The organism is Kribbella sp. WER1, from assembly GCF_054189145.1.
Map to the genome: position 1 here is coordinate 4,079,130 of NZ_CM135186.1, position 25,723 is coordinate 4,104,852.

The 25,723-nt window shown below is 69.6% G+C and carries 21 protein-coding genes; 14 read left to right on the top strand and 7 right to left on the bottom strand.

Annotated elements, in window-relative coordinates:
• Positions 1 to 94: 94 nt before the first annotated feature.
• The 5 genes from ACXJJ3_RS19565 to ACXJJ3_RS19585 all read right to left on the bottom strand — a co-directional run bounded on the left by ACXJJ3_RS19565 (position 95) and on the right by ACXJJ3_RS19585 (position 7,836).
• Complete coding sequence (locus ACXJJ3_RS19565) at positions 95 to 2,242, bottom strand: glycosyltransferase family 2 protein (RefSeq protein ID WP_458171644.1); 2,148 nt, start codon at positions 2,240 to 2,242, stop codon at positions 95 to 97.
• On the bottom strand, positions 2,239 to 3,903 hold the full coding sequence (locus tag ACXJJ3_RS19570) for a hypothetical protein (protein WP_458171645.1): 1,665 nt from the start codon (positions 3,901 to 3,903) through the stop codon (positions 2,239 to 2,241). Before ACXJJ3_RS19570 ends, ACXJJ3_RS19565 begins: the two co-directional genes overlap by 4 nt.
• Positions 3,896 to 4,720 (bottom strand): hypothetical protein, encoded by an 825-nt coding sequence (locus tag ACXJJ3_RS19575; RefSeq protein WP_458171646.1) that lies wholly within the window; start codon positions 4,718 to 4,720, stop codon positions 3,896 to 3,898. The genes ACXJJ3_RS19570 and ACXJJ3_RS19575 overlap by 8 nt, the downstream gene beginning before the upstream one ends.
• Positions 4,720 to 6,990, bottom strand: a complete 2,271-nt coding sequence (locus ACXJJ3_RS19580; RefSeq protein ID WP_458171647.1) for a glycosyltransferase family 2 protein — start codon at positions 6,988 to 6,990, stop codon at positions 4,720 to 4,722. Before ACXJJ3_RS19580 ends, ACXJJ3_RS19575 begins: the two co-directional genes overlap by 1 nt.
• A gap of 93 nt (positions 6,991 to 7,083) precedes the next feature.
• The gene (locus ACXJJ3_RS19585; RefSeq protein ID WP_458171648.1) at positions 7,084 to 7,836 is read right to left on the bottom strand and encodes an N-acetyltransferase; all 753 of its coding nucleotides are present in this window, start codon (positions 7,834 to 7,836) and stop codon (positions 7,084 to 7,086) included.
• 126 nt (positions 7,837 to 7,962) lie between these two features.
• On the opposite strand from ACXJJ3_RS19585, the gene ACXJJ3_RS19590 reads away from it, so the two are divergent.
• Both ACXJJ3_RS19590 and ACXJJ3_RS19595 read left to right on the top strand, forming a co-directional pair.
• Positions 7,963 to 8,289: a hypothetical protein gene (locus tag ACXJJ3_RS19590; RefSeq protein ID WP_458171649.1), complete on the top strand. Its 327-nt coding sequence runs from the start codon at positions 7,963 to 7,965 to the stop codon at positions 8,287 to 8,289.
• A 99-nt stretch (positions 8,290 to 8,388) separates the two neighbouring features.
• Positions 8,389 to 10,617: a hypothetical protein gene (locus tag ACXJJ3_RS19595; protein WP_458171650.1), complete on the top strand. Its 2,229-nt coding sequence runs from the start codon at positions 8,389 to 8,391 to the stop codon at positions 10,615 to 10,617.
• On the opposite strand, the gene ACXJJ3_RS19600 is transcribed toward ACXJJ3_RS19595, so the two are convergent.
• A complete protein-coding gene (locus ACXJJ3_RS19600) occupies positions 10,610 to 11,632 on the bottom strand; it encodes a PseG/SpsG family protein (RefSeq protein ID WP_458171651.1) in 1,023 nt (340 codons plus the stop codon). The two genes, ACXJJ3_RS19595 and ACXJJ3_RS19600, sit on opposite strands and share 8 nt — an antisense overlap.
• Before the next feature lie 110 nt (positions 11,633 to 11,742).
• On the opposite strand from ACXJJ3_RS19600, the gene ACXJJ3_RS19605 reads away from it, so the two are divergent.
• From ACXJJ3_RS19605 to ACXJJ3_RS19660, 12 genes are all read left to right on the top strand, one after another.
• Positions 11,743 to 11,970, top strand: coding sequence for an AbrB/MazE/SpoVT family DNA-binding domain-containing protein (locus tag ACXJJ3_RS19605; protein ID WP_458171652.1), 228 nt, complete (start codon positions 11,743 to 11,745; stop codon positions 11,968 to 11,970).
• The gene (locus ACXJJ3_RS19610) at positions 11,960 to 12,466 is read left to right on the top strand and encodes a type II toxin-antitoxin system VapC family toxin (protein WP_458171653.1); all 507 of its coding nucleotides are present in this window, start codon (positions 11,960 to 11,962) and stop codon (positions 12,464 to 12,466) included. The genes ACXJJ3_RS19605 and ACXJJ3_RS19610 overlap by 11 nt, the downstream gene beginning before the upstream one ends.
• An 88-nt stretch (positions 12,467 to 12,554) precedes the next feature.
• A complete protein-coding gene (gene pseB / locus ACXJJ3_RS19615) occupies positions 12,555 to 13,538 on the top strand; it encodes a UDP-N-acetylglucosamine 4,6-dehydratase (inverting) (protein WP_458171654.1) in 984 nt (327 codons plus the stop codon).
• Between the two features lie 162 nt (positions 13,539 to 13,700).
• Positions 13,701 to 14,825 carry a DegT/DnrJ/EryC1/StrS family aminotransferase gene (locus ACXJJ3_RS19620; protein WP_458171655.1) on the top strand — a complete coding sequence of 375 codons (1,125 nt, stop codon included), beginning with the start codon at positions 13,701 to 13,703 and terminating at the stop codon, positions 14,823 to 14,825.
• A 10-nt stretch (positions 14,826 to 14,835) separates the two neighbouring features.
• Complete coding sequence (locus ACXJJ3_RS19625; RefSeq protein ID WP_458171656.1) at positions 14,836 to 16,242, top strand: hypothetical protein; 1,407 nt, start codon at positions 14,836 to 14,838, stop codon at positions 16,240 to 16,242.
• Positions 16,242 to 17,057, top strand: a complete 816-nt coding sequence (locus ACXJJ3_RS19630; RefSeq protein WP_458171657.1) for a hypothetical protein — start codon at positions 16,242 to 16,244, stop codon at positions 17,055 to 17,057. Before ACXJJ3_RS19625 ends, ACXJJ3_RS19630 begins: the two co-directional genes overlap by 1 nt.
• Positions 17,045 to 17,797 (top strand): cytidylyltransferase domain-containing protein, encoded by a 753-nt coding sequence (locus ACXJJ3_RS19635; protein WP_458171658.1) that lies wholly within the window; start codon positions 17,045 to 17,047, stop codon positions 17,795 to 17,797. The genes ACXJJ3_RS19630 and ACXJJ3_RS19635 overlap by 13 nt, the downstream gene beginning before the upstream one ends.
• Positions 17,798 to 17,834: 37 nt before the next feature.
• Complete coding sequence (locus ACXJJ3_RS19640; protein WP_458171659.1) at positions 17,835 to 18,674, top strand: class I SAM-dependent methyltransferase; 840 nt, start codon at positions 17,835 to 17,837, stop codon at positions 18,672 to 18,674.
• A gap of 42 nt (positions 18,675 to 18,716) precedes the next feature.
• Positions 18,717 to 19,058, top strand: a complete 342-nt coding sequence (locus ACXJJ3_RS19645) for a DUF485 domain-containing protein (RefSeq protein WP_307863702.1) — start codon at positions 18,717 to 18,719, stop codon at positions 19,056 to 19,058.
• A gap of 5 nt (positions 19,059 to 19,063) precedes the next feature.
• Positions 19,064 to 20,707 carry a solute symporter family protein gene (locus ACXJJ3_RS19650; RefSeq protein WP_458171917.1) on the top strand — a complete coding sequence of 548 codons (1,644 nt, stop codon included), beginning with the start codon at positions 19,064 to 19,066 and terminating at the stop codon, positions 20,705 to 20,707.
• 175 nt (positions 20,708 to 20,882) lie between these two features.
• Positions 20,883 to 24,443 (top strand): discoidin domain-containing protein, encoded by a 3,561-nt coding sequence (locus ACXJJ3_RS19655; protein ID WP_458171660.1) that lies wholly within the window; start codon positions 20,883 to 20,885, stop codon positions 24,441 to 24,443.
• A 150-nt stretch (positions 24,444 to 24,593) separates the two neighbouring features.
• Positions 24,594 to 25,097 (top strand): hypothetical protein, encoded by a 504-nt coding sequence (locus ACXJJ3_RS19660; protein WP_458171661.1) that lies wholly within the window; start codon positions 24,594 to 24,596, stop codon positions 25,095 to 25,097.
• A gap of 161 nt (positions 25,098 to 25,258) precedes the next feature.
• Here the strand turns inward: ACXJJ3_RS19660 and ACXJJ3_RS19665 are convergent, their stop codons facing one another.
• Positions 25,259 to 25,717, bottom strand: a complete 459-nt coding sequence (locus tag ACXJJ3_RS19665) for a MarR family winged helix-turn-helix transcriptional regulator (protein WP_458171662.1) — start codon at positions 25,715 to 25,717, stop codon at positions 25,259 to 25,261.
• Positions 25,718 to 25,723: the final 6 nt, after the last annotated feature.

The following is a 25,723-nucleotide window of genomic DNA, read 5'->3' on the forward strand; positions in this document are numbered from 1 at the left end:
GCTGCCCGTTGAGGTGAAGGGTTGCCTGCTCGAATTTCGAGGGGGCAACCCTCCAGTCGAGGGGACACCCCCTCAACTGGAGGGTTCGCGCATTTTACGTGACGTCGAGGTGGAGCGTCCCCGCCAGCGGCCGGACGGTGAGGGTGTGCGCGCCGCGGGTGACGGTCAGCGGGAGCTTGCTGGACAGGAACGGCTCGCACTGCACGGCATGCGCCGTACCGTCCGGAGCCGTCGCGAAGAGGATCCACTCGGCGGGCTCCAGCGCCTCCATGTCCACGACCGCGGCCCACCCGTCGTCGGACACGGTACGCCGGCACTCGACGTCCACGTGGTCGTCGGAGTCCGGCAGGTACCGCCGCCAGCTGAACGCCACGTCGCCCCAGTCCGGACCGCGCACCACCAGCTTGTTGCCCGCAGCAACGGCAGCCGTCGCGGTCATCCGGATCGGCGACTCGTGCAGGTTCACGTATCCGCCGGTCGATCGGGTCAGCATCACGACCCGGCCGCGTTCCGCATGCGACACCAGCCGGTCGCCCGCCGTCCACAGCAGCACCTGCTCGCGCCCGCCTGGCTCCCGCATCCGGAACGCCCGCGTCGTCCGCTGGCTGAACGGGTCGTCCGGGTTGATCTCCTCGAGGATCGGCTGGATCGGCAACCAGGCGGTGAAGTCCCGCCCGTGCAACTCCAGCGGCACCTGCTCCTCACCACCCGACAGCGGCCGGCTCACGAACAGCGACGGCTCGTCGTACGCCGATCGCCCGCGCAGGATCAGCGCGTCCGGGGTCTGCTCGATCGTGGTCAGCCGGCTCGGGTCCGGCAGCCGCCGTACGGCGAACGCGCCTTCCTTGCCCGGGCCCGGCTGGATCCAGTTGGTGTCGTCGATCCACGCACCCGGCGGCCAGCCCGGGCTGCCGGCCTTCTGCCCGCGCAGCCGGTCCCGCCGCCGGACCCCGCCGGCACGCAGCCGGACGACGAAGTGCGACGGCCCGGCCGGGCATTTCGCCAGCAGCGACGGGCTGACCCGGACCTCGAACCCGACCAGGTTCTGCTCGCCGCGCAGGTCCTCCGCGAGGAACCGTCGGACCGGCAGCCGGTGGTTGCGGCCACCGACCATCAGGCCGATGCGGAGGCTGGACGGCTTCGCCTGCAGGTGCCGCAGCTCGGCGGTCCCGCGGACCGCGAGCTCGCCGTCGACCCACGCCACCTCCCGCACACTGGTCGCCAGGGCGTAGTCGGTCTTCACCCGCGGCAGCGCGTCCTGGGCGGTGTCGGGGTCGAGCGCCACCGCGTGCAGGAACTCGAGGTCCCCGGCGCGCAGCGCGTCGAACTGCAACTGGGCGAGCCGCGGCGAGTTCGCCAGTACGGCGTTGTCGAGCCGATCCAGCAGCTGCGTGGTGAGCTCGACCAGGTGCTGCTCCTCCTCGGCCGGCACCGTGCCGAACGCGGACAGGATCGAGTGCAGGTCGATCTGCCGGAAGTGCGCGTGCACCCGGTGCCGGATCGCGGGCAGCGCATCCTCGACCAGGTCCAGCACCTGCCCGGCCGAGACGACCCGGTCGCGGATGTTCGCCAGCTGGAACTTCTGCTGGGTGATCGAGTCACCGGACTCCCGCTCGCGCCAGAAGTACACCGGCGCCGCGATCGTGTCGACGGTGACCGCGTCCAGGTGCGCCTTCAGCGTGACCGGGTAGTCCTCGTACCGGATCGCCGGGAAGCGGTAGTCGTACTCGTCCCAGAACGAGCGCCGGTACACCTTGTTCCACACCATCCGGTCGAGCACCAACTGCTGGGTCTCCGAGATGTGCGTGGCGAGGCGGTCCGCCGTGAACACCTGCGCATGCAGCCAGGACGGCCGTACGCCGTAGCTGTTGTTGAACCGTCGTGCGTTGCCGGCCGCGAAGTCCGACCCGGTCTGGTCGAGCGCCTTGATCAGCAGCCCGAACCCGTGCCGCGTGACGAGATCGTCGCTGTCGACGAACGTGACGTACTCGCCCGTCGCGTGCTCGACGCCGGTGTTACGCGCCGGGCCGAGGCCCGCGTTCGGCTGCTCGACGATCCGGAACCGCGAGTCCCGGCCGCAGAACTCCTTCGCCACCACCGCACTGTCGTCCGGTGATCCGTCGTCGACGAGGATCGCCTCGAAATCCGCGAACGTCTGCCGCGCGATCGAGTCGAGACAGTCCCCGAGGTATGCCCCCACGTTGTAGAACGGAACTACCACGCTCAGGCGTGGCCGGCTCATCGATTCCGGATCTTGCGGGAGATCTTGCGGGCGACCACCTTCGGCTTGCGGACCTGGGCCGCGTGGAAGAACACCCGGGACATCGCGTACGTGCGGGAGCCGCGGATCCGTTCATGCGCGGCGGTCAGCTTCTGGAGCTGGCCGCGGAGTTCGCGGATCCGGTTCTCGCGGGTCTTCATCGCCTTGTTCCGGAAGCCGAGCGTGCGCTCGAGGCCGTAGACGTGACCCTTCAGCTCGAACAGCTCGTGTTTGGCCGACTCAGCCTCGGCGAGGACCGTCCGGACGTCGACCGGCGCGGCGGCGGCGCCGAGAACGCCGCCCAGCGCGGCGGCAATCTCCTTGCCGCGGGCAACCTGTTCGGTGGTCGCCGGCGGGCTGTCCGGTGAGGTCGCCGGCAACTGCTCCGGCGCCTCCACTCCCGACATCGCCAGCCACGCGGACACCAGGTCGTCCCCCACCATCCACGGCGGCCACGGATGCCGCCGCTGCTGCCCGATCAGCCGCTCGTGGAACCGTACCCAAGCAGCGGCCAGCAGATCGTCCTTCGCCACGACGTCCTCGGTCACCCACCCCGAGACCCCGTGCGCGAAGGATTCGCCGTCGTACACGACGTCGTCCCACCGCAGCACGACCCGCGACTCGCTCGCCCACTCGCCGAGCTCGGCCGCCAGCTTCCGGAACCCGGGCACGTCCTCCGCCGAGGCCAGCCGGAACAGCACGCTCTCCACGGAAACCCCCGAGGAGGTGGTGCTGGGAACAACCGCGGGATCGAAGGACAGCAGCTCACCCGGCGAAGGCTCGCCGGTCGTGATCGTGTCCCAGCCCGTCAACGTTTGGTCGGCCGTGAGAACTGCGCCGGCGGTCTCCGTGTAGATGTCGTGCGCCGGCTGCGCTCCGACGATCGCCAGCCACCCGGTGGGGACGGAGCCGAGCAGGCCGGCCCGCGCGGCCGCGTCGAGCCCTTCGTGAGCCGGCGACAGCAGCGGTACGTCGATCTGCTCGACGGCCGCGATCGCCAGCCGGGTCGGGAGCTCGCCCGGGCGGGAGGCCGCGGCGACGTCGGTGCGGAGATACGTGCGGGAGGCGAAGTCGGCGTACACCTCGGCCGGCCACGGGAGCGCCGTACGGAGCTGGTCGACGGAGACCGGGCGGGTCAGGTCGTCGTGCAGCGGGCGCCAATCGTCGTCGCCGTGCCGTTCGTCCGCGGGGCGGCTGTCCAGCACATTCAGCAGCGAGAACTCGTTCTCCAGCCCGAGGACCACGACCGCGTCCGGCACGGCCAGCGCGGCGACCGCCGCCAGCCGGTCGCTCCAGGACAGGTCGGCGCTGTCGTACCCGAGCACCCGGTCGAGACCGTCCGACGCGATGATCACGTCGTACGGCGCCGTCTGCAGCCCGTCGAGTGCGCCCGCGATCACCTGCAGGCACGGGCCGAAGTCCTCGCCGAGCTGCTGCGCGTCGGCCACCGACCGGACGAGGATCGTCACGTCCGCGGAGTGCGCGAGCACCGACTCGATCAGCTGCGGCGCGTGCGGCCCGAGGATCAGCGTCCGCCGGTTGGCGGGCACGACGTCGGTCAGCAACGTGGCCAGCGCCGGCCGCGGCGACGTGCGATCGGTCCACGGCTGCATCTCGCCGCGGACCACCTGAACCTCAGACACGCTCTCTCCAATCGAACAGGGACCGCAGTTCCGCGGCGGGCATCATCCAGGGGCGACCGAGCTCGAGGTCGGTGGTCGCGCGGGCAGCTTCCAGGTCGACGGTCTTGCCGAGCATCTCCGGCCACAGCCGCTCGATCCGGCTCTGCCCGCCGAACAGCGGGTTCTCGCCGTCCATCTCCATCGGGTCGCCGTACACCGCGGGCTCGCAACCGGCCGCGACGCCGTAGAAGATCGCGGTCGACAACCGGTTCGCGGCGACCCGCTTGTGCTTGCGGAGCTCGGCCAGCTGCTTGAACAGGAACCGCCGCTCGGTGCCCTCGTACGAGAACCCGCGGCGCCCGAACGACACCACCCGGAACCCGGCGTCCTCGTAGAACCCGCGCACCTCGGGTCGGTCGAACTCCGTGTAGTACAGGCTGAACGTCACCGGACCGGGCTCGGTCTCGCGGATCTCGTCGATCAGCCGCTGGTGGTCGCCGTGGATCTTGCCGCCCTCCCACCCGTGGAAGAGGAACCACAGCGTGCCCTCGCGCTCGACCGGCTCCTCGGGCTCCGGCTCCAGCTCGGTCAGGTACAGGAACGGCGCGCCGATGCTGTGGTAGTTCCGCCGCCCGAGCGAATGCCCGCGGCGCTTCGGCGCATCGCTCCAGGTGAACCGCCAGGCGCCGTCGTAGAACTCGTGCACCGGGTTCCACCCGCAGCCGATGTTCCAGCCGTGCTGCAGGTAGCCCCGCAGCCGTGGCGGGTGGTCGAAGTCGAACCCGGCGTACCGGGACAGGATGTGCGTCTGACCGTAGTAGTGGTTGTGGTGATGCATCAGCGCACCTCGACGTGCAGAGTGCCGGCATGGGGTCGGACAGCTAGCGCGTGCGTTCCGTGAGTGATTGCCAGCGGCAACCGGCTGCACAGGAACGGCTCGCACTGGACGGCGTGCGCCGTACCGTCTGCGGACGTTGCGAACAGGATCCAGTCGGCCAGCGCGGCCAGTGGATCGACGGAAACCTGGACGGCGGTCACCGGGACCAGTGCGCCCACGTCGGCGGTCACCGTCCAGCCGTCTGCGGTCGTCGTACGACGGCACGCGACGTCCAGGTGGTCGTCGGAGTCGGTCAGGTAGCGCCGCCAGCTGAAGGTGGCGTCGCCGCCCGCGCCGCGGACCACCAGCTCGTTGCCCTCGACCGCGGCGGAGACGGCGGTGGTCCGGATCGGCGACTCGTGCAGGTTCACATACCCGCCGGTCGACCGGGTCAGCGTGACCACGCGGCCATCGACGACCCGCGTCACCGCGGTGTCGCCGGCGGTCCACAACAGCACCCGCTGCTGCTCGTCGGGCCCGTGGACCCGGAACACCCGGGTCGTCCGGCGGCCGAACGGGTCGTCGTGGTTCGCCGCGTCGAGGATGTCGCGGATCGGCAGCCGAGCGGTGAAGGCCCGTCCGTCGACCTCCAGCGGCACCTCTTCCTCGCCGCCGACGACCGGGCGGCTCAGGAACAGCGCGGGCTCGTCGAACGAGGCCTGCCCGTGCAGCACCAGCTCGTCGCCGACCTGCTCGGCCGCGGTCAGCCGGCACGGGTCGGTCAGCCGCCGCAGCGAGAACCAGCCGTACTTCCCCGGGCCGGGCTGGATCCAGTTCGTCGCGTCGATCCACGCGCCGGGCGGCCAGCCCGGGCTGCCCGGCCCCTGCCCGCCGAGCATGCCCTTGCGCTGACGTCGCCCGGACCGCATCCGCACCTCGAAGTGCGCCGGCGCGCCCGTGCACTCCGCGAGGACCTCCGGGTCGAGCAGCACCTCGAACCCGACCGGCGTCCTCGTCCCGTGCAGGTCCAGCGCGGCGTACCGGCGGACGGTCAGCGGGTACTTCGTGTCGCCGACCGCCAGCGCGACCTCGAGGGTCGACGTACCGTCGGTCTCCACATGCCGGATCTCCGCGGTGCCCTTGATCGAGAGCTTGCCGTCCACCCAGGCGACCTCGCGGACACTGGTCGCCAGCGACAGGTCCTGGTCGCGGACGCCGTACAGCCGCCGCGGTACGGCGGACTCGCCGAGGCCCGGGTAGTTGTACTCGAGCCGGCGACCCCGCGACACCGCCCGCGCCCCGCCCCGCAGGCCGCCGGAGTTGCGGAAGTCCGCGAGCCGGCGGAGCAGGTCGACGTCGCCGGAGCGGAGCGCGGCGTGCTGGATCCGGTCGTACCGATGGGTCTTCGCGAGCACGTCCTCGTCGAGCCGGTCGACCAGCTCGCGGGACAGGTCCACCAGCGCCTGCTCGTCGTCGGCCGGCACCGACCCGAACGCGGACATCAGCGTCAGTACATCGATCTGCGCCAGGTGCGCGTGCACCCGCCGACGGACCACCGGGACGGCGTCCTCGACCAGGTCGAGGACCATCCCGGCCGAGGTCACCCGGTCCCGGATGTTGCCGAGCTGGAACTTCTGCTGGGTGATCGACTCGCCGGACTCGCGCTCGCGCCAGTAGTAGACGGCCTGCGTGATCGTGTCCACGGTGACCGCGTCCAGGTGCGCCTTGAGCGCGACCGGGTAGTCCTCGTACCGGATCGGCGGGAACGTGTAGCCGTACTCGGTCCAGAACGAGCGGCGGTACACCTTGTTCCAGAGCATCCGGTCCAGGACCAGGTCGGGGAACTCCGAGACGTGCGTGGCGTGCCGGACCCGGGCGAACGGCGCCTTGTGCAACCAGGACGGCCGGACACCGAAGCTGTTGTTGAACCGGCGCGCGTTGCCGCCGGCGAAGTCCGAACCGGTGCGGTCCAGCGTCCGGACCAGCGCCGCGAACCCGTACCGCGAGACCAGGTCGTCGCCGTCGACGAACGCCAGGTACTCACCCGTCGCCTCCCGGATACCCGCGTCCCGGGCCGGACCGGGACCGGCGTTCTCCTGCTGGATCAGCCGGAACCGCTCGTCCCGGGCACAGAACTCCTTCGCGACGACGGCACTGTCGTCCGGTGATCCGTCGTCGACCAGGATCGCCTCGAAGTCGCTCCACGCCTGCCGGGCGATCGACTCCAGACAGTCCCCGAGATACTCGCCGACCCCGTAGAAGGGCACCACCACGCTCAACCGCGGCGTCACTCCGGTGTGCCCTCCCTCGCCGTAGTCGTTCGTCGAGGGTGTGTCTGCCGATCCAGCGCCGCGCAGTAGGCGTGGGATCGGCAGACACACCCTTTACGTAGCGGCAACGAGATGCACCGTCAGGAGGTTATGCACAGGTTCGAAGCCGTACCGGGACCAGATCCGCTGGATACCGGTCTGGTGGGCCTGGGCGGTGACGACCAGGCGGCGGGTCGCACAGACGTCCTCGACCGCGGCCAGCAGGTGGCCGTACCGCCCGCGGCCCTGCTCGGCCGGGACCACCCCGGCGAGCTGGATCTCGGTCCACGAGTTCTGCTGGTCGAGCGCCGCCAGCGCGAGCACCCGCCGGTCCGGACCCCGCAGTACGACGGCACCGGCCGCGGCGATCCGCCGCCGCGCCCACTCCTGGCGGCCGGCCAGCGCCTTCGCGCGGTCGAACACCGGGTCGGAGCAGTAGTGGTTGCCGGCGTCCCCGAAGACGTCCGCGACCAGGTCGTCCACCTGGTCGTCGTCGACGTCGGCCTCCACCTGGGTACTGAACCCGGCCAACGGCGCCGGCCGCCGCCCCTTCCCGACCGGAAGCGCCCAGCAGACGACCGTATCGGCGAGCAACGCCTGCCGCGGACCACTCGCCAGCGCCGCGAACCACGTCACCTCACGGGCCGGGTACCGCAACACGATCACGTCGGCAGTCGACTTCTCGACCGCTGCCAGCACCTCCGCAAGCGGCGTACCGGCCGATGCGGACACCGACATCCGGTCAATAGAGACCCCGAACCGCTTAGCCGCATCCACCGACGGCCGCACCGTCAACTCACCGGCCTCAAGCGCCTCGTACCAACTCATAGAGAGACGAGCTTAAGGCATCAGCGTTACTAGGCGTGCAGCGGTGCACACTCAGCGGCGTCCAGCCAGTGGTTCCATCAGCACGTACGGTAGTTGGGCGCGATCTGCGCGAACGGAGGGACAAGAATGGCGCCGCAGTGGAACCACGAGCTTCCTGATGGCAATCACGTGATCGTGATCGACACCGAGTCGGCCGCCGGTCATCTGGGCACGATGCTGCAGCGGTTCCGCGATGGCATGACGGAGCCGATGGTCTTCAGCGGCACCGCCGAACCCGAGGCCGTCGTGATCTCCTTCGCCCAGTGGCTCGAATGCCGGGAACTGGTCGAGACCGCCGCCGCTGCCGCGCGAGCGACCCGGCAGCGCCTCGAAAGCACCCCGCCGGAGGCCTACGTCCCTCGCGAACGCTCTCACCTGCGGGTGAGCGGCGAGCAGCGCGACTCCGCCGGCTGACCCAACACCGAGCGCGCGAGCCGGAGTCCGCACTCCGAGTCTCACGCGCAGTGACCCTTCCCGTTCGTGGCGCGACGGATTTCACATTAGTGTTACGACATGCGCGCGAAAGCGAGGCGGCGGGGGCCGCGGACCGCGGGGCCTTCGCTGGCCGGGGTGGGTGCTGGGTTGGCCGTGGGGCTGCTGGCGATCGTGCTGCTCGCGTTGCACTCGACGGTGTTCGAGTTGGTCCGGTTCGTGTTGTTCACGCTGGTGGCGGTGGCCTTGCCGGGGTTCGCGCTGTGGCGGCTGATCGGTGGCTACCGGCGGAACCTGGCCGAGGACCTGTCCGCCGGGTTCGCGGTCGGTACGGCGGGGCAGGTGCTGGTGTACCTCGCCAGCGCGTCGATCGGTCTGCAGGCGTGGTCGTGGGTGTGGGCGCCGGGCGTCCTGGTGGTCGCGCTCGTCGACCGCGACGCGCGGGCGCGGGTCTGGCGGCGGGTCGAGCAGCCGTTGCGGCCGCTGCAGGCGTGGTTGCTCGCGGCGTCGACCGCGGTCGTGCTGCTGATCGTGTACCGGCGCGGCCCGGGGCAGTTCCTGCCGGCGTACACCGATCCGCTGCGAGCGTACCCGGACCTCGCGTTCCAGCAGGCGCTGGCCGCGAGCGCGAAGTACGACGTACCGATCTCGACGCTGTGGCTCGGTGGCGAGCCGATGAAGTACCACACGTTCTTCCACCAGGCGACGGCCGCGACGCAGTGGGGGACGCGGATCGACCTGACCGACCTGATCCACTCGCTGAGCTGGCTGCCGCTGTTCCTGGCCGGGTGCGGGCTGGTGTTCGCGCTCGCCACCCGGCTGACGCCGTCCGCCGAGTCGGGTGCCACCTGGGCCGGGCCGCTGGCGGTGTTCGTCGCCGCGCTCGGCGGGGCGGTGCAGCCGCTGGCCGCGGCCGGGCTGGGCGGGATCTCGACGGCGGTCGCGGCGTACCTGAGCCCGACGCAGAATCTCGGCGTACTGATCGCGCTGGCGATCTGCGTGGTCGCGGTGGACCTGTTGCGGGCCGACGGGAGACCGACGGCGCGGTGGGTGCTGCTGATCCTGCTCGCGCTGCTCGCGGCGGGCGCCAAGTCGACGATTCTGCCGGTGGTCGGGGTGGGGTTCGCGTTCGCGTTCCTGCAGCTGGGGATGATGCGGCGGCGGACGCGGCCCGCGTTCGTCGGCGGGCTGGTGTCGCTGGCGGTGTTCGTGGCGGCGTTGCTCACGATCTTCGGCGGCAGCACGTGGGGGACGCAGATCAAGCCGTTCGAGACGTTCGTGCAGCTGGCGCCGTTCTCGCTGCTGGCGTCGAACCCGCACGCCCAGTTGTTGTCGGGGGCAACGACCTTGCTGAGTTGGGGGCTGGCGGCGTCCGGATTGTTCTTCCTGGGCAAGAAGTGGCGGGACGCCGGGGCGGTGTTCCTGGTCGGGGTCGCGGTCGCGGGGGTGCTCGGGACGGTGCTGACCACCCAGTCGGGGGTCAGCCAGCTGTACTTCCTGCGGACGGCGTTCCCGATGATCGCGGTGCTCGCGGCAGCCGGGCTGGCGAATCTGGTCGGACGGCTCGGCGATCGGAAGGCCGTCGTACTCGTGGGATCGGCGGGGGTGCTCGGGCTGGTCGGGTTCGCGGTCGCGCGGTCGGCGTCCGCGGATCTTCGCGGGATCAAGGGGCCGTGGTTGTGGACGGCCGCCGCGGTCGTCGTCGCGGCCGTGCTGGCGGCGGTGGGGTGGAAGGTCGCGCGGCGGCCGGGGAACTTCTTCGTGGCGCTGCTCGGCGGGGCCGTGGCGGCCTGCATGATCGGAGCGGCGCTGGTGCCGCTGCAGGCGTTCGTGTCGGACTCGGCGTCGAACCTGGTGTTCGCGCATCCGTTCCGTGGCGGGGCGACGGCGGCCGAGGCGGGCGCGGCGCAGTGGCTACGGCGGAACAGCAAGCCCGGCGAGCTGATCGCGACCAACGCGCACTGCATCATCGAGCGCGACGGACTCTGCGACAGCCGGCACTTCTGGCTGGCCGCGCTGTCCGAGCGGCCGGTGCTCGTCGAGGGCTGGTCGTACTCCAACCAGGCGAACCGGATCGCCCTCGCCGAGGACGGCAACCCGAGCCTGATCCCCTACTGGAACCGCGAACAGCTCGCCGCCAACGACATCGTGTTCAAGTCCCCGTCCACCACGACGATCGAACGCCTCCGCTCGGCCGGGGTCCGCTGGCTGTACGCCGACAACCGGGCCGGCACGGTATCGCCCGCACTCCGCAACTTCGTCCGCCTCCGCCACGCCACCCTGGACGCCACGATCTACGAACTCAGATGAGATCCAGCAGCGCGTCTGCTACTCGTTCACGGCCTCGGCCGTCGACCAACTCCCAGCCGGCGCGGGACAACCGACCGCGTTCCGCGGGGTCGGTCAGCAGGCGTTTGAGAATCTGGTCGGCCGACCCCGGGTCGTCCTGCAGCGCTCTCAGCAACCCGAGCCCGGCGGCCGCGCGGGTGTCGACGGCGCGCTCGTACCCCATCACCTGGTTGTCGACCACACACACCAGACCGGCCGTCGCCCCGAGGCACAGCAGCTCCCACGTCGACGTACCGGAAGCGCTGATCGTCAGATCGGCCTCCCGCACCCGCGCCGCCAGCTGATCGGTCGGCCCGATCACCTGCAGCTGCTGATGCGGCTGCACCTCGACGTCCGCGATCCGCGCGGCAAGATCCGGCCCCGGCGCGACCACGGTCGCCTCGAACGGCAGGCCCGTCGCCGCCAGCGCCCGCGCGACGTACGGCCCGGCACCGAAGGCATCCGTCCCGCCGAAGAACGCGAACACCTTCGGTACGACGTTCCGCCGATCGGCCGGCGCGGTCGCCGGGCGGTGCGCGAGGATCTCGTCGCGGATCATCACGTACCGCAGACCGGCCAGCCGTACGGCGTTCCGCGGCAGCACCGGGTGGTCGAGCTCCGCCGCGAGATTCTGGTCGACGAGTACGTCGGCCTCGGCGTCGCGGAAGTCGCCGTCGACGATCGCCAGCGTCGGCAGCCCGCTCGCCCGGACCGCCGGGTAGACGGCGGCGTCCAGGTCGTACGAGTCGAACACCACCGCGTCCAGCCCGAGCCGCTCGAACACCTCGACATGCTCCCCCGGCCCGTGCACCGCCGGGTGGACCTCGATCCCGCGGGCGGCGATCTGCGCGGCGGCCCACGGCACGGTGTGCGCGTCACACACGAACACCACCCCGACCCCGCGCCGCCGCACCTCCTCCGCCAGCGCCAGGCACCGCATCACATGCCCGATCCCCCGGACCGGCCCCACATCACACCGCACCCCGACGCATTTCACGCCCGAACCGTATCGGCTGTATATCCGGTTTTCGTGCTGAGGCGAGCGTGAGAAGAGCCATTGTGGATAGGATGGTGACACGTACGACATGTAATACGTGGGAGGTTACGATGCGACTGAACAGCAAGGGCCAGGTGACGATCCCGGCCGAGCTCCGACGCAAGCACCATCTCCACGAGGGGGACGAAGTGACAGTCATCGACGCAGCCGACGGGCTGCGGATCGTCCGGGCCACGGACGCCGAGAGCCGCGGCCAACGGCTGGTCCGCGAGATGCGCGGCCGGGCGACCAGCGGGATGAGCACCGAGGAGCTGATGGAGCTGCTCCGTGGCGACTGACCTCCCCAGCCGACTCACCGGCCCACGCCGCCGCCCCGGGGAACCCGACACCGGGCCGTCCGGTGGCGGGGCGGGGCCGCAGGTTGCGTTGGTTGACACCTGCGTGTTGCTCGACATCCTCACCGACGACCGCGACTGGGGCGACTGGTCGGCGAACGCGGTCGCGGAGGCCCGCGACCTCGGCGAGCTGGTCATCAACCCGATCGTGTACGCCGAGGTCTCGGCCGGCTTCGACCGGATCGAGGACGTCGACGCCGCGCTGCCGACGACCGACTTCCGCCGCGAGCCACTCCCGTTCCCGGCCGGCTTCCTGGCCGCCCGCGCCTTCGTCACCTACCGCCGCAGCGGCGGCGCGAAGACCTCACCACTCCCCGACTTCTACATCGGCGCCCACGCCGCCGTCCACCGCTACAACGTCATCACCCGAGACCCCCGACCGTTCCGTTTCTACTTCCCCAGCGTGCGTTTGATTACACCGAGTCGAGACGGGGATTGAACAGGTCGTTCACGGGGCAGCTATTGTTTCGAGGTCCGCACCGCGTGTGCGCAGTTCGGAACTGTCCGTCAGAAGGGGTCCCGCTCGCGTGTCAATCCTTACCGGCTCCGACATCCTGGTCACCGGTGGTACCGGGTCGTTCGGCCGGACGTTCGTACGGCATGCGCTCGAGCATCTGGATCCGCGGCGGATCATCGTCTTCAGCCGCGACGAGCTGAAGCAGTGGGAGGTCCGGCAGTCGTTCGGCAACGACCCGCGGCTGCGGTTCTTCCTCGGCGACATCCGCGACCGTTCTCGGCTGCTGCGGGCGATGCACCGCGTCGACTACGTCGTCCACGCGGCCGCGCTGAAGCAGGTCGACAGCGGTGAGTACAACCCGTGGGAGTTCGTGCAGACCAACGTGATCGGGTCGCAGAACGTTATCGAGGCGGCCATCGACTGCGGTGTGAAGCGGGTCGTGGCGCTGTCCACCGACAAGGCGTCCAGCCCGATCAACCTGTACGGCGCGACCAAGCTGACCGCCGACAAGCTGTTCATCAACGGCAACCACTACGCGGCGGCGTACGACACCCGCTTCAGCGTCGTGCGGTACGGCAACGTGATGGGCAGCCGGGGCTCGATCATCCCGAAGTTCCGCGCGCTGCACGCGGCCGGGCAGTCGCTGCCGATCACCGATCTGCGCTGCACCCGGTTCCTGATCACGCTGCCGCAGGCGGTCGAGTTCGTGGTCGACACGTTCAACCTGATGACCGGCGGCGAGTTGTACGTCCCGAGGATCCCGTCGATGAAGGTCACCGACCTGGCCGCGGCGATCGCCCCCGGCGCGGCGATGCACGACGTCGGCCTGCGCCCGGGCGAGAAGCTGCACGAGGAGATGATCAGCCCCGAGGAAGGCCGCCGCGCGGTGTCCCTCGGCAACCGCTTCGTCCTGCAGCCGGACCTCGCCACCTGGGGCTACCAGCCGCCCGCCGACGGCAGCCCGCTCCCGCACGGCTTCCACTACGCGTCCGACACCAACGACCAGTGGTACTCGATCGAGGAGATCCGCAAGATCCTCGAAAGCGACGCGTGACGTGCCTCAGCAAGGGACGTTGGTGCGGCCAGCGGTGGTCCAGTCGTTCGCTGGCAAGGCGGAGGAGGAGAGCGATGCGGAGCATCTCGCGACGACGACAACGCCGCCAGCGGGCGTCTGGGGCGCCGCTGGACGTGCCGAACGTTCCTTGGTGAGGCACTAATGCTGCCGTACGGGCGCCAGTCGATCTCCGAGGAGGACATCGCGGCGGTCACCGCGGTACTGCGCGGCGACTGGCTGACCACCGGACCGGCGGTCACCGCCTTCGAGACCGCGATCTCCGAGCTGTCCGGCGGCCACCGCGCCGTGAGCTGTACGTCGGGCACGGCCGCGCTGCACATCGCGTACGCCGCGCTCGGCCTCGGCCCCGGCGACGAGGTCGTCACCACGCCGCTGACGTTCGTAGCCACCGCGTCCTGCGCCGCGCTCCTGGGCGCGACGGTGGTCTTCGCGGACGTGGACTACGAAACCGGGCTCCTGGACCCGTCCGCCGTCGAGGCAGCGCTCACCGAACGGTCCAGGGTCGTCAGCGCCGTCGACTATGCCGGCCAGCCCGCCGACTACCCGGCTCTGCAGTCCCTGGCCGACCGGGTAGGCGCGAAAACCCTCGCCGACGCGGCTCATTCCGTCGGCGGATCGGCGTACGGCCGCCCCGTCGGCGACCTCGCGGACGTCACCACGATGTCCTTCTTCCCCACCAAGAACCTGACCACCGGCGAAGGCGGCGCCGTCGTCTGCAGGGACCCCGAAGTCGCCCAGCGCGCCCACGAGTTCCACTTCATCGGCCTCGTCCGCGACCCGTCCCGCTTCGAGATCACCGACGAAGGGCCGTGGCACCAGGAGGTCCACGAGTACGGCGTGAACTACCGCTTGACGGATCTCGGCGCGGCGCTCGGGCTGTCCCAGTTGCGGCGGCTCGCGGAGTTCAAGCGCCGCCGGGCGGAGATCACCGCGCGGTACAACGCCGCCTTTGCGGGGGTCGACGGAGTACGTACGCCGGTGCGGCGCGCCGGGGTCGACCCGATGTGGCACTTGTACCCGCTCCGCGTCCTCGGCGGGCGCCGGCGCGAGGTGTTCGAGGCGATGCGGGCGGCCGGGATCGGCGTACAGGTCAATTACATCCCGGTGTACTGGCATCCGGTGTTCGCCCGGCAGGGGTACCGCCGCGGCCTCTGCCCGAACGCCGAACGGTATTACGCCGAAGAACTGTCCCTCCCCCTCTACCCGGACCTCACCGACGGCGACGTGGACCGGGTGATCGAGACCCTTCTGAATTTGGTTGGATAACGTGACGGATGTGACCCGATCGAACCTGGTCGGCGGAGAGATGCTCAACTGGTCGGACCTGCACCCGGGCGACGCCCGCCCCGCGGCCGCCGGACCCGCAGCCACCGCACTCCTGGCCGCCACCCTCACCCCCGACGACTCCGTCCTCGTCGCCGGCCCGCACGCCGCCGACCTGGTCGAGGCGGTCGCGGCCCAGGTCACCTCCGTAGACCTCCTGCTCCGCTCGGCCTCCGACGCCGAAGAACTGGCCGAACTCCTCGACACCACCAAGGGCCAAGTCTTCTGCGGCTCCCTCGACCGCTTCGCCCTCGACGAGAAGTCGGGCGGAGACGGTGGGTATGACGTGGTGGTGGTTTTGGATGGGGTTGAGCGGTTGGTGGGGCCTGATACGGCTGGGTTCGGGTGGGGGGACTGTCTCGCGCGGCTGGTGGGGGTGCTTCGGCCGGGGGGTCGGGTGTTGTTGGGGGCGGCCAACGGGTTCGGGTTCGAGCGGTTGGTGCAGCCGGATATCGCCGCGGGGTTGCCGCGGGACGAGGACTGGGGGCGGCAGGTTGGGGATCGAGCGCCCGCGGGGCTGAAGCGGGTGACCGCGGCTGTTGAGAGCTCCGGGCTGCAGGTCTCGCAGACGTACGCGGTGTTTCCCTCGCTGGTGCAGGCCGATGTCGCGTTGACCGCGGTGGACGGGTTCGCGGCGGTCGTCGCCGCGCGGGCTGTTGCCTCGCGCAACGACGGACCCGTGCTGATGGACCCGTACCGGGTGGTGCTGGACGCGGCCGAGGCCGGTCTGGCGTTCCAGCTGGCGCCGGCCTGGTACTTCGTGGTCGGCGCGGAAGGCCCGGCTGTTCTCCCGGCAGGCGTCGTACCAGAGGGCGACGGGGTGTTGCTGGAAGAGCACCTGATGACGGCCCTGCGGTGTGACGACCAAGCGGCGTTGCGGAGGGTGATTCCGCGGTATGTGGCGTGGTTGGGCGCGGGCGGCGCGGGGTCGGCGGACAACGTGATCCTCGACGGGGACTCCTTCCGGCTCTTCGGGGAGCGCCAGGACCTGGATGTTGTCGAGCATCTCCGGCGGTTCGCGACGCGGGTGCTGGAGAGCGGCTCCAGGCAGCCTTGGCCCGCGGCGGCGGACCCGCACCTGCTGACCGGACGACTGGCGTCGATGGCCGGCATCACCGTCCCGGAGCCGGAGTTCACCCCGGACGAGGTGGTACGCCCCCGGGGCAGCGCCGAGCAGCTCCGAACCGTCGCCCGCTTGGCGGACGAGCTGGCGCACGCGAGCGCCCGCGCGATCCTCTTCGAAGGAACGGTCAGCGGCATCCGCAGGTCCCGCCCATACCGCATCGGTCACGCGGTGATGAACCCGGCGCGGGTGATCCGCCGCCGCCTCAAGCGCGTCCTGAAGAAGGTCCGTCGCTGATGCACCACGCCAACCACTTCTACGGGCACGCCAACATCATGGCGACGTACGCCGGCCTCAGGACACCCCCGCGGATCTGGGGATACCTGCAGCACGGCTGGAACATCCTCGACGGGTTCGCCTACGGCACGAACTTCGCGCCGGGGATGCCGAAGTTCGTCTGGTCGGACAGCGTACGACGCCGTGGGCACGCGCTCGGGCTGCGCAACTACTCGGTGATCGGCTCGGTCTGGCTCTACCTGCTGAAGACCCACCCCGAGCTCGCGACGCCCGACAAACGGGCCAAAGGCACCATCTTCTACCCGTTCCACGGCTGGGAAGGCCAGCACGTACTCGGCGACCACGGCCGGATCGTTGCCTCGATCAACGAGCACGAGACCGGCCCGGTGACCGTCTGCCTGTACTGGAACGAGTACGACAAACCCGCGATCCGCAACGTCTACAAGGACGCCGGATTCCGGGTCATCACGCACGGCTACCGCGGCCTGCACTGGCGGCGGACGAACGCGAAGTTCCTGCTCAACCAGCTCCGCGAACTGCGCCGCCACCAACGGGTCGCGTCGAACCGGCTCAGCTCGGCCGTTCTGTACGGCGGTTCGCTCGGCCTGGCCGCCGGGGTCTACGGTGATCCCATGGTGCTGGAGAACGAGCACCCGTCGTTCGGCGGTCAGGCGCGGATCAAGCGGCTGTGGCCGGAGATGGACCAGCCGTACGTCCCGGCGCAGGTCACCGCCGAGTTCACCGACACCGAACTGGGCGTCGACCACGTCGCCGGACCCGCAGAGATCCGGGAGATGTTCCGATGGAACAGCTGAAGATTGGCATCGTCACGCAGGTCCGGGTGACCAGCACCCGGCTGCCCGCCAAGGTACTGCTGACCGTCGCGGGCCGCTCGTACCTCGAACACCACCTGGACCGGCTGAGCCGCACCGGCCTGCCGGTGGTCGTCGCCACCACCACGAACTTCAACGACAACCTCGTCGTCCAGCTGTGCAACGAGGACGGCTTCCCGGTGTTCCGCGGCAGCGAGGACGACGTCCTCAGCCGGTTCGCGGGGGCTGCCCGCGCGCACGGCCTGGACGCGATCGTCCGGGTCACCTCGGACTGCCCGCTGATCGACCCGGAGATCGTTGCCGCGGGCGTCGATCGGTGGCGCGCCGAGAACGACCCCGACCTGTACATCTCGAACTGCCTGGAGCGGACCTACCCGCGCGGCATGGACTTCGAGATCTTCTCCGCGGCCCGGCTGTACGACGCGGACGCGAAGGCCACGCTCAAGGCGGACCGCGAGCACGTCACGTCGTACCTGCACCAGAACCGGTCCGGCGAGATGCGGCTGCTGAACCTGCCGTGGTCCGGCGGCCCGTCGTCGAACCGCGCGGCGCAGTACCGGCTGACGCTGGACACCGCGGACGACTGGAAGTTGCTCGACGCCCTCATCGAGGACTTCGACGGCACCGGGCTGGGCTGCGCCGAACTGGTCAAGATCCTGGACGAGCACCCGGAGCTGGCCGCGCTGAACGCACACATCGAACAGAAGAAACTCGGCGAGTAGCAGGCCTCAGCCCCGCGGCTACGGCAGAATTGCCGTGATGACCACCAACGATCCGGCCGGCGACCCGCAGAACGGCGTGAACGCCGCGCGCGCCAGGTCCTTCGGCGCCGTCGCGGCCGCGTACGACGCGGGCCGGCCGACGTTCCCGTTCGAGGCGCTGACCTGGATCCTCGGCCCCGGCCGCGGGCTGCAGGTGCTCGACCTGGGCGCGGGCACCGGCAAGCTGGCCGCGGTCGCCGCCGCGCTCGGGCACCACGTGATCGCGGTCGACCCGTCGGCGGAGATGCTCGAGGTCTGCCGCCGGCGTACCTGGATCGACACGATGGTCGGCGCGGCCGAGTCGATCCCGCTGGCGCACGCCTCGGTGGACGCGGTGATCGTCGGACAGGCGTTCCACTGGTTCGACCACGCCCGCGCGCTGCCGGAGATCGCCCGGGTCCTGCGCCCGAACGGCGTCCTCGGCCTGCTCTGGAACAACGCCGACACGGTGGTGCCGTGGGTCCGCCGGATCCATCAGGTCATCCAGGGTGACTGCCACATAGAGTTGCACAGCGGGGGGAGCGACCGGTTCGAGCCGATGCCGATTCTCGAGGGGTCGAACCTGTTCTCGATGATCGAACAGGCCCGGTTCCGGCACTGGCAGGACCTGGACCGCAAGGGTCTGCGGCAGCTGGCGTTGTCGCATTCGGCGGTCGCGATCCTCAAGGAGACCCGGCGCGAGCAGGTGCTGGACCAGATCGACCTGATCTACGACCACACCGCCCGGCCGCCGGAGCCGCTGCGGATGCCGTACTTCACCGACTGCTTCCGGGCGCACCCGAGCGAGTTCGCGAACTACCGGCGGACTCTCGACAGTCCCGTGGCGCCGCACCTCTGAAGCCGCTAACGTGCACCTGTTCAGTCCAGTGAAGGGGAACTCATGGACGAAGAGATGGTGCGCGAGCGGGACGCCCGCGCGTACGAAGCGGTGCACGACGCGGCCGACTTCACCGAGCTGAAACGGCGCTACAAGAACTTCGTCGTGCCGTGGACGATCGCCTTCATGGCGTGGTATCTGGCGTACGTCGCGTGCAACAACTGGGCCCGTGGCTTTATGAGCCACAAGGTGGTCGGCCATGTGAACGTGGCGCTGATCTTCGGGCTGCTGCAGTTCGTGTCGACGTTCGTGATCGCCGCGCTGTACGGCCGGTTCGCGAACCGCAAGCTCGATCCGCTGGCCCACGGGCTGAACGCCAAGTACAAGAGGGAGCGTCGCCGGTGAACCCGCTGCTCGTCCCGCTGGCCATTCCGTTGGCAGCTGAACCGGGCAACCGGGCGCTGACCATCTCGCTGTTCACCGCGGTCGTTGCCGTGACGCTGTACATCACCTGGTGGGCGTCCCGGCAGAACAAGACCGCCGCCGACTACTACGCCGGCGGCCGCTCGTTCAGCGGCGCGCAGAACGGCCTCGCGGTGGCCGGCGACTACATGTCCGCGGCATCGTTCCTCGGCATCTCCGGCCAGATCGCCCTCTACGGGTACGACGGCTTCCTGTACTCGATCGGCTTCCTGGTGGCCTGGCTGGTCGCGCTGCTGCTGGTCGCCGAGCTGCTGCGGAACTCCGGCCGCTTCACAATGGCCGACCAGCTCGCGTTCCGGATGAAGCAGAAGCCGGTCCGGACGGCGGCCGCGACCTCGACGATCGTGGTGTCGATCTTCTACCTGCTGGCCCAGATGGTCGGCGCCGGCTCGCTCGTCGGGCTGCTGCTCGGGGTGAAGAGCGAGGGCGTGAAGGCCGCGGTCATCGTCCTGGTCGGCGCGCTGATGATCATCTACGTGACCATCGGCGGTATGAAGGGCACCACCTGGGTGCAGATCGTGAAGGCCGTGCTGCTGATGGCCGGCACCGTCGTGATCACGTTCCTGGTGCTGCTGAAGTTCCACTTCAACATCTCGTCGCTGCTCGGCTCGGCGGCGGCGAAGTCCGGACACGGCGAGTCGTTCCTGCAGCCCGGTCTGCTGTACGGCAAGGACTTCACCGGCCAGATCGACTTCCTCTCGCTCGGCCTCGCGCTCGTCCTCGGTACGGCGGGTCTCCCGCACATCCTGATCCGGTTCTACACGGTCCCGGACTCCCGCTCGGCGCGGCGCTCGGTGCAGTGGGCGATCGGCCTGATCGGCGTGTTCTACCTGATGACGCTCGCGCTCGGGTTCGGCGCCGCGGCGCTGCTGGACACCGGCAAGGGTTCGGCCGTGGCGACGTCGAAGGGCAATGTCGCGTCGCCGCTGCTGGCCGAGTCGGTCGGCGGTGGCGCCGGGTCGCTCGGCGGGTCGATCCTGCTGGCGCTGATCGCGGCGGTCGCGTTCGCGACGATCCTCGCGGTGGTCGCGGGCCTGACGCTGACGTCGGCGTCGTCGTTCGCCCACGACCTGTACGCGAATGTCATCTCGAAGGAGAAGCCGAGCGAGAAGCAGGAGCTGCGGGTCGCGCGGTTCGCGGCGATCGGGATCGGCGCGGTCGCGATCGCGCTGGCGATCCCGGCGCAGAAGCTGAACATCGCGTTCCTGGTCGCGCTGGCGTTCGCGGTCGCGGCCTCGGCGAACCTGCCGGCGCTGCTGTTCAACCTGTTCTGGAAGCGGTTCAACACCTCGGGCGCGGTGTGGAGCATCTACGGCGGTCTGATCTCCGCCGTGGTCCTGGTGATCTTCTCGCCGGTGGTGTCGGGCGCCGGTGAGAAGTCGATGATCACCGGCGCGGACTTCCACTGGTTCCCGCTGTCGAACCCGGGCATCGTGTCGATCCCGCTGGGCTTCCTGTTCGGCGTCCTCGGGACGTACCTCGGCAAGGACAAGACCAGCGAGAAGCGGTACGCCGAGCTCACCGTCCGGGCGTTCACCGGCGCGGGCGCGGAGGGCGCCGCGAAGCACTGACGCGGTACCTCTCGAAGGGCCGGCTCGCAGTCTGCGAGCCGGCCCTTTTCGTTGGTCACGAGCCGTTGACGCCTGAGTAGCGGTGCCGTAACAATAAGCCACACGCCGCGCAAGAAGTTGGCACGTCGGCGCAAGTTTTGAACTCTTCCCTGTCCGCCCCTTCAGGAGAGGTCTCATGCGCATACCCCGTTGGCGGTTGCTGACCGCCCTGCTGGCCGCGAGTCTCGCGGCCGCACCGCTCGTGTCCCCCGCCCAGGCCGCCGAAGCCGCGGCGAACCTCGCGGCCGGCAAGCCGGCCACAGCCAGCAGCAGTACGCAGAACTACGTCGCGTCCAACGTGACCGACGGCAACCAGAACACGTACTGGGAAAGCGCGAACAACGCTTTCCCGCAGTGGGTGCAGGTCGATCTCGGGTCGTCGGTTCCCACCGACCAGGTCGTCCTCAAGCTTCCGGCCACCGACTGGGGCGCCCGGGACGAGACCCTCACGGTCCAGGGCAGCACCGACGGCCAGAACTTCACCGATCTGTCGGCGTCCGCGGTGCGCTCCTTCGCCCCGCCGGCCAACACCGTGACCGTCGACTACGGTACGGCGACCACCCGGTACGTCCGGGTCCGGATCACCGCGAACACCGGCTGGCCGGCCGGGCAGCTGTCCGAGCTCGAGGTGTACGGGCCGACGACCGGTGACACGCAGGCTCCCACCGCCCCGGGCGGCCTGGCCCTCACCGAACCCGGCGCCGGGCAGATCAAGCTCACCTGGAACGCCTCGACGGACAACGTCGGAGTCACCGGGTACGACGTCTACGCGAACGGTCAGCTGCGTACGAGCGTGACCGGGCTGACGTACACGGACAACCAGCCGGCCAACGTGTCGGTGACGTACTCCGTCCGCGCGAAGGATGCCGCGGGCAACCAGTCGCCGAACAGCAACACCGTGACGCGGAACGGCAGCGGCGGGCCGAGCAGCAACCTCGCGCTGCACAAGCCGATCACGGCCTCTGGTCACACGTTTTCCTACGCTCCGGAAAACGCGAACGACGACGACGTCACGACGTACTGGGAGGGCAACGCCAACCCGGCGACGCTCACGACCCAGCTCGGCGCGAACGCGGACCTCAGCTCGATCGTGGTCCGGCTGAACCCGGATCCGGCGTGGGGAGCGCGGACGCAGACGTTCTCGGTCCTCGGGCGTGAGCAGAGCTCGTCCGACTTCGTCCAGCTTGTTGGATCGGCCAACTACTCGTTCGATCCGGCGAGCGGGAACACGGTGACGATTCCGGTCAGCGCGCGGGTCGCCGACGTACGGCTGAACTTCACCGGGAACACCGGCGCGCCGGCCGGACAGGTCGCCGAGCTGCAGGTCCTCGGCGTACCGGCGCCGAACCCGGATCTCACGCTTTCCGGAGTTTCCTGGACGCCGACGGCACCGGTCGAGACCGACGCGATCACAGTGCGCGCGACGGTGAACAACGGCGGTACTGCCGGCTCAGGCGCGACCGACGTGAACTTCTACCTCGGCACCACCAAGGTCGGTACCGCCCCGGTCGGCGCGCTGGCCGCGGGTGCCTCGACGACCGTCAGCGCGTCGATCGGGACCCGCGACGCGGGCTCGTACGCGCTCAGCGCGAAGGTCGACGAGGCCAACACGGTGATCGAGCAGAACGACGGGAACAACACCGCCAACGCTTCGGGTCCGCTCGTCGTGACGCCAGTGGCCAGCTCGGACCTGGTCGCCGGCGCGGTGAACTGGACGCCGGGCAATCCGACCGCAGGAAACTCGGTTTCCTTCTCGGTTTCCTTGAAGAACCAGGGCAGTGTCGCGTCGGCGTCCGGTGCGCACGGGATCACGCTGACGGTACTGAACGGATCGTCGGTGGTGACGACACTGACCGGTTCGTACAGCGGTTCGATCGCGGCCGGCGCCACCACGCCTGCCGTTGCTTTGGGCAACTGGACGGCCGCGAACGGCCGCTACACGGTGCGCGTCGTACTCGCGGACGACGCCAACGAGCTGCCGGTGAAGCGGTCCAACAACACCAGCGAGCGGCCGTTCTTCGTCGGGCGCGGCGCGAACATGCCGTACGACCACCTCGAGGCCGAGGACGCCACGGTCGGCGGCGGCGCGGCCGTGATCGGCCCGAACCGGACGATCGGCGATCTGGCCGGCGAGGCGTCCGGGCGGCGGGCGGTGACGCTGAACACCAACGGCGCGTACGTCGAGTTCACCACCCGGGCAGCCACGAACACGTTGGTCACCCGGTTCTCGATCCCCGACTCCGCGGGCGGCGGCGGGCAGTCGTCGACGCTCAGCGTCTACGTCGACGGCACGTTCGCGAAGACGTTGCCGCTCACCTCGAAGTACGCCTGGCTGTACGGCGCGGAGGCGTCGCCGAACAACTCGCCCGGCTCCGGACCGGCGCGGCACATCTACGACGAGGCGAACCTGATGCTCGACCGGACGTACCCGGCCGGGACGAAGATCCGGCTGCAGAAGGACCCGGCGAACGGTACGACGTACTCGATCGACTTCGTCGACACCGAAGCGGCCTCGGCTATCGGGAACCCGGGGGCCGGGTTCGTGACGCCGGCCGGGTTCACGCAGCAGGACGTGCAGAACGCGCTCGACCAGGTACGGCAGGACAGCTCGCTGCAGGGCGTGTACCTGCCGCCGGGCGACTACCAGACGTCGTCGAAGTTCCAGGTGTACGGGAAGGCGGTGAAGGTGGTCGGGGCCGGGCCGTGGTTCACCCGGTTCCATGCGCCGGACACGCAGGACAACACCGACATCGGTTTCCGCTCCGAGGCCTCGGCGAACGGGTCGACGTTCAGCGGGTTCGCGTACTTCGGCAACTACACGTCCCGGATCGACGGACCTGGGAAGGTGTTCGACTTCTCGAACACCGCAAACATGACCATCGACAACGTCTGGGTCGAACACATGGTCTGCCTGTACTGGGGTTCGAACACCGACACGTCGACGATCAAGAACTCCCGCATCCGGGACACGTTTGCCGACGGCATCAACATGACGAACGGGTCGGCCGGCAACACGGTCAGCAACAACGAGGCCCGCTCCACCGGCGACGACAGCTTCGCGTTGTTCAACGCCACCGACAACGGCGGCGGCGAGGTCCGGGACAACGTTTTCGAGAACCTTTCCGCGATGCTCACCTGGCGGGCCGCCGGCTTCGCCGTGTACGGCGGCACGAACAACGTTTTCCGAAACCTGTACGCGGCGGACATGCTGACCTACCCCGGCATCACGATCAGCTCACTGGACTTCGGCATCCCGATGAACGGCTTCGGCGCGACCCCGCCGACCCAGTTCCAGAACGCCTCGATCGTCCGCTCCGGCGGCCACTTCTGGGGCAACCAGGCATTCCCCGCGGTCTGGGTGTTCTCGGCCTCGAAGATCTTCCAGGGCATCCGCGTCACCGACCTGGACATCGTCGACCCGACGTACTCCGGAATCATGTTCCAAACCAACTACTCCGGCGGCAGCCCCCAGTTCCCGGTCGCCGACACCATCTTCACCAACACCACCATCACCGGCGCCCACAAATCCGGCGACACCTTCGACCCCAAGTCCGGCTACGCCATCTGGGCCAACGAACTCCCCGAACCCGGCCAAGGCCCCGCCGTAGGCGAAGTCACCTTCACCAACCTGACCCTCACCAACAACACCACCGACATCCAAAACACCACCACCACCTTCACCATCCACCGCAACTAACCGCAAAGGGGCCGCGAGCAACCACCTCGCGGCCCCATCCCAATCTGCCCCACCCTGCCCCGACCTGCCCGGTGTCCCACCGGGGCAGCCGTCGTCCCACGTGTGAAGCTCGAACCTTGCCACTCACCAGGCGGGGAAATGCCAATCCACGTGTTCGTCGACGAGACCAAGTCCCGAGGCCTCCTGATGGCGGCCGCACGCTGCCCAGCAGGAGACGTCGCCGTCAACCGCAAGGCCCTCAGAGCCCTCCTACTACCCGGCCAAGAACGCCTGCACTTCAACCACGAGAAGCCGGCGAGGCGGAAGCAGATCCTCGACGTCATCTCGGGTTTTCACCTGTTCGTGGACCTCTACCGAACAGCGCGCGACTCACACGCGGATCGTCGGCGGTGTTTGGAGGCGATCGTTCGAGACTGTGCACCGGCAGGTGAACGACTCGTCGTGGAGATGGAGGAATCGACCTACGAGCACGATCGTCGGTGCCTGCGTGAGGCGACCCGGCGCTACGGGTGTCACGAGACGCTCCGGTGGGACGTGATGCCGGCCAAGTCGGACCCGTTGCTCTGGATCCCGGATGCCGTCGCGTGGAGCTGGATGCGTGGCGGCGACTGGAGGTGTGCCGTGGCGCCGTTCTGCGACGTACATGACCTCTGAACAGCGCGAAACCCGGCTCGTCCACCGTCCGGTGAGCTGCCGGGTCCACTTCCGGGGGACTCGTGTCCCTCAGCAAGCTCAACTGTAGCCCGAAACGTCAGGTATTCGGAGCGGTTCTTACTAGTGCCCCCGGCTGCCCCAGGATTCCCCGCCCGGAGCGGTTAGAGGTCGTCGGTTACCCGGGAGAGGACGGCGCCGGCTTGGAGTACCAGGGTTCGGTCGGCGTCGTCCAGGCGGCTGAGGAGTTTGGCCAGTTCTTCGGCTGCCTGGCGGCCGGAGGCTTCGACGGTTTCGGCGCCGGTGTCGGTGAGGACGACGGCGGTTGCGCGGCCGTCGACCGGGTCCGGTTCGCGGCGGACCAGGCCGGCCTCCTCGAGGCCGGCGACCGTGGTGGTCGCGGTCGGCTGCGAACACGGGACCCGGGCGGCGATCTCGCCGATCCGGATCGGCTGCTCGTCCGCGATCAGCATCAGTGCCAGGAACTGGGTCGGATGCATCAGCGTGGTGGTCCGGCTCCGGCGCAGATGCCGGACGATCCGGTGCATGCTGACCAGCAGTTGCAAGGCTTCCTGCGCCATCGCGATCACCTCCGTCGGGAAGCGCCATCCTGGCACAGTCATCCAAAT